The sequence below is a fragment of the Streptococcus cuniculi genome, assembly GCF_004570575.1.
GTDB lineage: Bacteria > Bacillota > Bacilli > Lactobacillales > Streptococcaceae > Streptococcus > Streptococcus cuniculi_A.
In genome coordinates this window covers 24,508-32,351 of sequence record NZ_SPPD01000022.1, presented here as the reverse complement: position 1 = coordinate 32,351, position 7,844 = coordinate 24,508, and the positions used below count along the sequence as shown (strand labels likewise).

Sequence of the window (7,844 nt, the reverse complement as noted above, 5' to 3'; positions counted from 1 at the left end):
CAATAAGCCAAACGGTCAAGAAGAAAGAGGCAGCAGCTCATGAACTCAAGCGAAAAGAAGTCGAAGACTTCTTGATTGCCTATTATACTAGGAAGGACTTGGGAGAAAATCGCAAGCGCTACAAACCTTTTATGACAGAAGGCCTCTACAATGCAACGGTTTCTGACGAAGATACACCGCTTCAAAAGACCTACAAAGGATATGTGGTGGACCGTATCTACCAAAACGCCACCATCTATATTGATAGTGAGAACAAGGAAGTGATTGCACAAGTCCGCTATTCCCAAACGATTTTAGAAGAAAAGGACAACCGTGACGGGAAGTCCTATAATGAGCAAGGGACTGCGACTCTTCGCTTACAGTATAGTGAGACAGGAGATCAATTTCTTGTGAACAACATGGCGCCAATTGTCCATACAGACGGTTCTGAGTTATCTGCAGGAAAAACTGTAAATGCGGTCATTGGCAAGATGGGAGGAAAGGAGAAACGATGAGGAAAACATTCAAACAAATAGGAGCAAGGCTTATCAAAGAAGAAGCAGGAATATGAGAAAGTAGAACGGCAAGCAGGAGCTAGATTAACTGTTTCAGAATAATCATCAATAAAAGAATAAGGCTTCCTCCAGTAAGTTAAGAAAAGTGGATTGTTTAGCCCTATTTCAGGAAACTTTGATGGTTTTCAAAAGAGCAAAAGATTCAAAAGATAAAAATAATTTATAAGAACATTTGACAAATGATTGATTTCTTGGTATACTGTCAAAGTATTGCTGGTTTAGCTCAGTCGGTAGAGCGCATCCATGGTAAGGATGAGGTCGCCGGTTCAATCCCGGCAACTAGCATACTAGTATAGAAAGTCTGCGATAGCAGGCTTTTTTATGTGTACGACTGGCATGTCGTACAACTGATACTCTTTGAAAATCAAAACTATACTTTGTCAACTTGTCTCGATGAACGCCAGTTCTATCTTCGACTACGTTTCCTCGTCTATTTTTGATTTTCTTTTAGTATGAGGTGAAAGTCCTCTATGGGAACCCGCTACCGGTGAAGCCAATAGTGACTGTCAAGCCTGACTAGCGTGAGGTAGCGGATTCCAACAGTCTATCCCCAGACTGTTGGAAGTCTGGTGCTGAAAATAAAAAATACCAGATAGAAGTCTACCTACTTCACTCGTGTCTGTAAAACGAGCTATATCCAAAATCAGTCCTCTCTAAACATGGACTGATTGCTTGCTTATATTATTATCTAGAATGACATGTGTTAAAAGTTAGTTGAACCGCCGTGCACCGAACGGCACGCATGGTGGTGTAAGAGGAATTAGAAATCAGTCCCTACTCGATTGCTTTATGCTACCTTGCTCTGTTAGCCACGAGACACATAGCTAGCTGCTATGCAGATGATTGATCTTCATTTATACAAACATTCTATGTTCTTTAAAAACTCGTCTTATGCGAGTTTTTTTGATAGGTTTTACGAATAGATAAAGTGGAGGTCAGAATATGCTTGAAAAGTGGATAGAAGTTTTGCGTGATTATAAGTGGTTTATTGTGGCAGGAGTAGGACTTAGTGTCATTCTTGCAATCGTCTTTGTATTGGGGCAAACAGGGCAGACAGAAGAAGCGACTAGCCTGACAGACTTAGCAACTAGTAGCGAGCAAGCGGTAGAGAGGTCAATGGATTCGCAGCTAATGGAGAATCTAGTAGTGGATATCAAAGGTGCTGTTAAGAAGCCTGGCATTTACCATTTGCCAGCAGGAAGTCGTATCCATGATGCGGTAGAAGCAGCGGGTGGTTTGACAGAAGCTGCTGATTCTAAGTCTGTCAATTTAGCTCAGAAGTTGAGTGATGAGGGCGTTGTTTATGTTGCGACCAAGGAGGAGGCTGTCTCGATTATTCCTTCCGTGAGTTCAGCGCCAGCAAGTGGCGATAAGGGAGAAACGATAGGTCTTGTCAATGTCAATACAGCTACAGAAGTAGAATTGCAGACCATTTCAGGTATCGGTGCCAAGCGGGCAGCAGATATTATTGCCTACCGTGAGAGTAAGGGTCGTTTTCAGTCGGTTGATGACTTGAAGAATGTACCTGGGATAGGTAGCAAGAGTTTGGAGAATATTCGTCCTTATGTTACAGTTGATTAAAAAGCTTCCTCTTGCTCCTATTCATCTAGTCGTTTTACTACTAAGCCTCTACTTTGTCATGTATCGCCTATCTGTCTTATCAGGTTTGATTTTGGTGGGCTTAATGGCTCTGCTTTGGGTTCGTCAAGGGAAAAAAGTCTGCTGTCAGATTTTACCGATTTTAGCTTGTTTTTTCCTTTTCTTTGGCTTCCAATGTGTGAAGGCTGTTCTGGATGAGGCGGCTGCTCCGACGAAGGTCAGTTCGTTGACTGTCAAGCCAGATAGTATCCAAGTCAATGGTGATAGTCTTTCCTTTCGGGGGATATCATCAGGACACTTGTACACTGTTTTTTACCAATTGAAAAGTCAGGAAGAGCAGCGTTATTTTAAAAGCTTATCCAGTCTAATCAGATTGGAGGTGGAAGCAGTAGTGTCTGAACCAGAGGGACAGCGGAATTTCAATGGCTTTGATTATCGAGATTATTTGAGGACACAGGGGATTTATAAGACGGTCAAGATTAGCAAGATTGAGAAGATAGAGCAGCGGGGAGCTTGGAATCCGTTAGACTGGCTTTCTCTCGTTCGACGTAAGGCCTTGGTCTACATCAAGGAGCAGTTTCCAAGTCCGATGCGGCATTATATGACAGGGCTCTTATTTGGAGACTTGGACAAGGAATTTGACCAGATGAGTGACCTTTACTCTAGCTTAGGAATTATCCATCTATTTGCGCTTTCAGGTATGCAGGTCGGCTTTTTTGTGGATCAGTTCCGGTCTCTTTTCTTGCGCCTTGGGGTGCGTAAGGAAATAGTCGACTGGTTACAAGTTCTATTTTCCTTTATCTATGCAGGTTTGACAGGATTTTCAGTATCGGTCAATCGCTCTCTCCTGCAAAAGATGTTTGCCAATATGGGTATCACTAAGCTGGATAATATAGCTTGTACGATTATCCTTTCCTTTCTAGTCATGCCTCATTTTCTGCTCACTACAGGTGGCGTATTGAGTTTTGCCTATGCCTTTCTCCTAGCCGTTTTTGATTTTGAAGACTTGGGACATTATAAGCGAATACTGGTAGAAAGTGTAGCGATTTCAGTTGGGATTTTACCTCTCTTCATTTACTATTTTTACAGTTTTCACCCCTTGTCAATTCTCTTGACCTTTTTCTTCTCCTTTCTTTTTGATGTGGTCTTGTTGCCAGGCTTAAGCTTTGTTTTTCTATTTTCGCCACTTGCTAAACTCACGCAGGTTAATTTTCTTTTTGTCTGGCTGGAATCCTGCATTCAGTGGGTGGCAGGTTTAGGCTTGAAGCCCTGGATTTTTGGCAAGCCGACTGCTGTTTGCCTACTGGTCTTATTAGCCGTCTTGCTTTTGCTACATGATCTGTATCAGAATCCGAAATGGTGCATACTCCTTATCAGTTTAGTAGCTCTGCTATTTTTCATCATTAAATATCCTGTGGAAAATGAGGTGACAGTAGTAGATGTTGGACAAGGAGACAGTATTTTTTTGAGGGATGTGCGAGGGCGGACAGTGCTGATTGATGTGGGTGGTAAGGTGAATGTTGTATCAAAAGAGCCTTGGCAAGAACGAGCTAGTCAGGCCAATGCGGAGCGAACCTTGATTCCTTACCTTCGTAGTCGTGGTGTGGCTAGGATTGATTACTTAGTCCTGACCCATGCCCATGCGGATCACGTGGGCGATTTAATGGAGCTGGCTAGAGAAATGGACATCGGTAATATTTACATTTCTGAGGGGAGCACGACTAGTAAGGATCTGACAGAGATGTTACAGACAATAAAGAAGCCACCTCATTTGGTAAAAGTAGGCGACACTATTCCGATATGTGACGGCTTTTTACGTGTGCTCTATCCTAATCACAAAGGGAATGGTGGTAACAATGATTCGGTTGTCTTATACGGTGAGTTATTGCAGATCAGGTTTCTATTTACAGGGGATTTGGAAGACGGTGAATTGGAGTTGATCAAGCGGTATCCTCGCTTGTCTGTTGACGTTTTAAAGGCAGGACATCATGGTTCAAGAGGCTCTTCTTATCCAGAATTTTTAGATGCTATTTCTCCAAGGATAGCCTTGATTTCAGCGGGAAAACACAATCGTTACGAGCATCCGCATCAGGAAGCCCTTCAACGTTTTCAAGAGCGGCAGATACAGGTATTTCGGACGGATGAACAAGGAGCGATTCGTTTCAGAGGATGGAAGAAATGGAAGATTGAGACGGTGAGATAAGTGTTCGTTTGTTTTCATTTGTGAAAGAGATTTCAACGTGGTATAATGGCGATAGTTATGTTTTGTTTTTCACAAATTTAGAAAGGTTAGGAATGAAGGATGATTTCCTATCAACCATTAAACTTATACCGCCAATTTCAGCAAGCAGCAGAGCGTTTTCCAGAAGTCGCTATCGTATTTGATAAGACCTATCAGGGGTTCCCTGAATTGGGGCTTGAAAATACGTATGCTCAGGTCTTTGCGGCTATCCAACAAAGGGCTTATCAATTAGCGGCTGCGGGAATTTCGTATGGCGATAAGGTCATGTTTTATAAAAGTCCAGCATTTGATACCTATTTGTTAGCAGTGGCTGCGACAGCTCTGGGTGCAGTTCCAGTAATGTCTTCTTATCACCTGCCGGCTAGTACCCTAGATGTCTTTGCAGAGCGGTTGGAGCGTTCCTTTATCGTTTTTGATGAGGAGACGGAAGAACGAGTTGCAGCGATGGAACGTAGGGGGGTGGTGACCACTCTTGCAGTCGCAGATCTGTTGACTTTTCCTGCTCATCCTGTTGCTGAAAATCTGCTTCCTGAAGATGTGATTCAGTATATGACTCACACCTCTGGAACGACCGGAATTCCCAAGCTCATCTGCCACACGGCGCAGACCATGGGTTGGCGCGTGGCTTGGCAGCAGACGATTTTTGAAAAAATGACCGAGCGCAATCTGTTGGCGTTTCATATTTCTCCTGTTCATTCACGCTATAACATTGGTGTTTCTTCGGCCATTGGACTTGGTTTTCCTTTGCTTCCCTTGTCGTCTTCTAAGGCTCAAGATGTCGCAGAGACGTTGAAACGCTATCGACCAATGGCGCTTGAAACGCACCCGAATAATTTTGTGCAATGGGCACAGCTTGCTAAGAATAATTCGTCTGTTTTTTCAAGCATCCGTTATTATCATTCGACCTTTGATGCTATCAATATTGGAACTTTGCGAGCCTTTTTAGAGGCTTCTAAGGCAAAAGCTCCTGTCTTTATGCAGGTCTATGGTCAGAGTGAATGCGGACCGATGATTCTGCGCTATCATCGCTTGGAAACTCTTGGTAGCACAAGTGGTCGGGATATGGGGGTAGGGCTTTCTGGTTATACAGAAGCCCGAATTACAGATGAACATGGTCATCTTTTACCAGCTGGGCAAAATGGCCATATTCAACTTCTCTCCCGTGGGCGTGCGGTGACCTACTATAAGGAAGATGCTCGTTTTCAAGAAAATGTCTATGGAGACTGGTGGGATAGTGGCGATTATGGTTGCATGACAGAAGAGGGAACGCTACTCTTGAAAGATCGTCAGGTCGATGTGATCGAGTCCATTGACAGCAATCTAGCCTTGGAAGATTTTCTGTTGGATCGGTTGGAGTTTTTATCAGAGGTTGTCATTATTCGTGATGCAAATGGCGCTCCCCAACCGATTATTGCTCTTGCAGAAGGTGCGGTGATGGATTGGGATACGTGGTGGCATCAAGTGGCAGACCTTCCCCTACTCAAAGAGCCCATTTTAATGGCCTATGAGGATATTCCACGGACCGCAACGATGAAAGTGCAGCGCTTGAAGATGGAAGCGGAGATGAAACGGAAGAATCTTTAATGAATGGATTTCTCATTGAAAAACTGTCGTGTGACAGTTTTTTTGTTATAATAATAGTGAAGAAATGCGAGGGAATGATGACTATTATTGATGAAATTCAGAAAGTAAAGAAGGAGAACTTGGGGCTGCTTACGGTGCTAGCTGGTGAGGATGTTGGACAGTTTCAACTAGCCAAGGAAGCACTTCTCAAACAAATTGGTTTTGACAGCAGTGACTTGACCTATGCCTATTTTGATATGGGCGAGTCTGATTATGCTCAAGTGGAGCTTGATTTGGTTTCCCTCCCCTTTTTTTCGGATGAAAAAATTGTTATTTTGGACTATTTTGCCGATATAACGACCGATAAAAAACGGTATTTGAGCGATGAAGAACTCAAGAAATTTGAGGATTATCTGAATCACCCTGTTGAAACGACGAGGCTGATTGTCATTGCAGGTGGAAAATTAGATAGCAAGCGCCGTCTGGTCAAGCTCTTGAAACGGGACGGGCTGGTGTTAGAAGCAAATAGCCTCAAAGAAGCGGAATTGCGACAATTTTTCAAGCAAGAGATAGGGAGAATGGGGTTGAACGTGGACAATACGGTCATGGCTCATCTCTTAGTTAAGTCGAATTTTGATTTTGCTGAAATCCATAAAAATCTGGCTTTTTTACAGTCCTATAAGGGGAGTCGTCAGATTGGACTTGAAGATATTGAGCAGGCCATTCCTAAAACCTTGCAAGATAATCTTTTTGATATGAGCCAGCTTCTCTTACAGGGCAAGATTGATCAGGCTAGAAGTTTGGTTCGTGATCTGCGTTTGCGGGGAGAAGATGAGATTAAGCTGATTGCGATTTTACTCAATCAATTCCGCTTGTTTTTACAGGTACAAATCTTGCAAAAAGACGGACTGAGTGAACAGCAGATGGTGGCAGAATTATCAGACATCATGGGTCGTAAAATCAATCCCTTTCAGGTCAAGTTTGCCTTGCGGGATTCACGTTCTCTATCCCTTTCTTTCCTCAAGAAGGTAGTGCAGGTCTTGATTGAGACGGACTATCAAATCAAACAGGGGCAGTTTGACAAGGACTATCTTTTTGACATTGCATTATTAAAAATTGCCAGCACATGATTTCAGACAAAAAAATTGAAAAGGCTCTCACATTGCGGTAAAATAGATAGTATAGAAGATTAAAGGAGGCCGAATATGGCAATTATTTTACCAGATTTACCATACGCTTACGATGCTCTTGAGCCACATATTGATGCTGAAACAATGACGCTACATCATGACAAGCACCATGCAACTTATGTTGCCAATGCAAATGCGGCGCTTGAAAAACACCCAGAAATTGGTGAAGACTTGGTGGCTTTGCTTTCAGATGTGGAACAAATTCCAGCGGATATTCGCCAAGCCTTGATTAACAACGGTGGTGGTCACTTGAACCATGCTTTATTCTGGGAATTGTTGTCACCAGAAAAAACAGAAGTTCCAGCAGAATTGGCAGCAGATATTGTAGCGACATTCGGCTCATTTGAAGACTTCCAAGCAGCCTTCACAACAGCAGCGACCACTCGTTTTGGTTCAGGTTGGGCTTTCTTGGTAGTGAATAAAGAAGGCAAGCTTGAAATTGTCTCAACTGCTAACCAAGACACGCCAATTATGAATGGTTTAATACCAATTTTGGCGCTTGATGTGTGGGAGCATGCTTACTACTTGAACTACCGCAATGTTCGTCCAAACTACATCAAGGCATTCTTTGAAATTATCAATTGGAACAAAGTAAACGAATTGTACCAAGCAGCTAAATAAGAATAGCAAATGAAAAAATAGTCCACAGGCCCTAACTCGCTTTCTTATTTACAAGCTCGTGAAAAACAGTCCACT

At 42.9% G+C, this 7,844-nt stretch carries 6 protein-coding genes and 1 tRNA gene; all 7 read left to right on the top strand.

Translation table 11 applies throughout. The features are described from left to right. A partial coding sequence (locus tag E4T82_RS12555) for a hypothetical protein (RefSeq protein ID WP_167753617.1) occupies window positions 1-494 on the top strand: 494 nt, incomplete at its 5' end. Window positions 495-766: 272 nt separating this feature from the next. Beyond that, window positions 767-839, top strand: a tRNA-Thr gene (locus E4T82_RS10780). Window positions 840-1,496: 657 nt separating this feature from the next. Continuing rightward, a complete protein-coding gene (locus tag E4T82_RS10775) occupies window positions 1,497-2,135 on the top strand; it encodes a helix-hairpin-helix domain-containing protein (RefSeq protein ID WP_167753616.1) in 639 nt (212 codons plus the stop codon). Further along, complete coding sequence (locus tag E4T82_RS10770; protein ID WP_135182796.1) at window positions 2,119-4,356, top strand: DNA internalization-related competence protein ComEC/Rec2; 2,238 nt, start codon at window positions 2,119-2,121, stop codon at window positions 4,354-4,356. Before E4T82_RS10775 ends, E4T82_RS10770 begins: the two co-directional genes overlap by 17 nt. Window positions 4,357-4,455: 99 nt before the next feature. After that, window positions 4,456-5,979, top strand: a complete 1,524-nt coding sequence (locus E4T82_RS10765) for an AMP-binding protein (RefSeq protein WP_135182795.1) — start codon at window positions 4,456-4,458, stop codon at window positions 5,977-5,979. A gap of 77 nt (window positions 5,980-6,056) precedes the next feature. After that, window positions 6,057-7,088, top strand: a complete 1,032-nt coding sequence (holA, locus tag E4T82_RS10760; protein ID WP_135182798.1) for a DNA polymerase III subunit delta — start codon at window positions 6,057-6,059, stop codon at window positions 7,086-7,088. 75 nt (window positions 7,089-7,163) lie between these two features. Then, entirely contained in the window at window positions 7,164-7,769 is a 606-nt protein-coding gene (gene sodA, locus E4T82_RS10755) for a superoxide dismutase SodA (RefSeq protein WP_135182794.1), read from the top strand. Window positions 7,770-7,844 lie beyond the last annotated feature (75 nt).

Excerpts from the sequence above, each read along its gene's own strand:
- E4T82_RS10775 (WP_167753616.1), top strand. The coding sequence starts at position 1,497 with ATGCTTGAAAAGTGGATAGAAGTTTTGCGTGATTATAAGTGGTTTATT.
- E4T82_RS10770 (WP_135182796.1), top strand. The coding sequence starts at position 2,119 with ATGTTACAGTTGATTAAAAAGCTTCCTCTTGCTCCTATTCATCTAGTC.
- E4T82_RS10765 (WP_135182795.1), top strand. The coding sequence starts at position 4,456 with ATGATTTCCTATCAACCATTAAACTTATACCGCCAATTTCAGCAAGCA.
- holA (WP_135182798.1), top strand. The coding sequence starts at position 6,057 with ATGACTATTATTGATGAAATTCAGAAAGTAAAGAAGGAGAACTTGGGG.
- sodA (WP_135182794.1), top strand. The coding sequence starts at position 7,164 with ATGGCAATTATTTTACCAGATTTACCATACGCTTACGATGCTCTTGAG.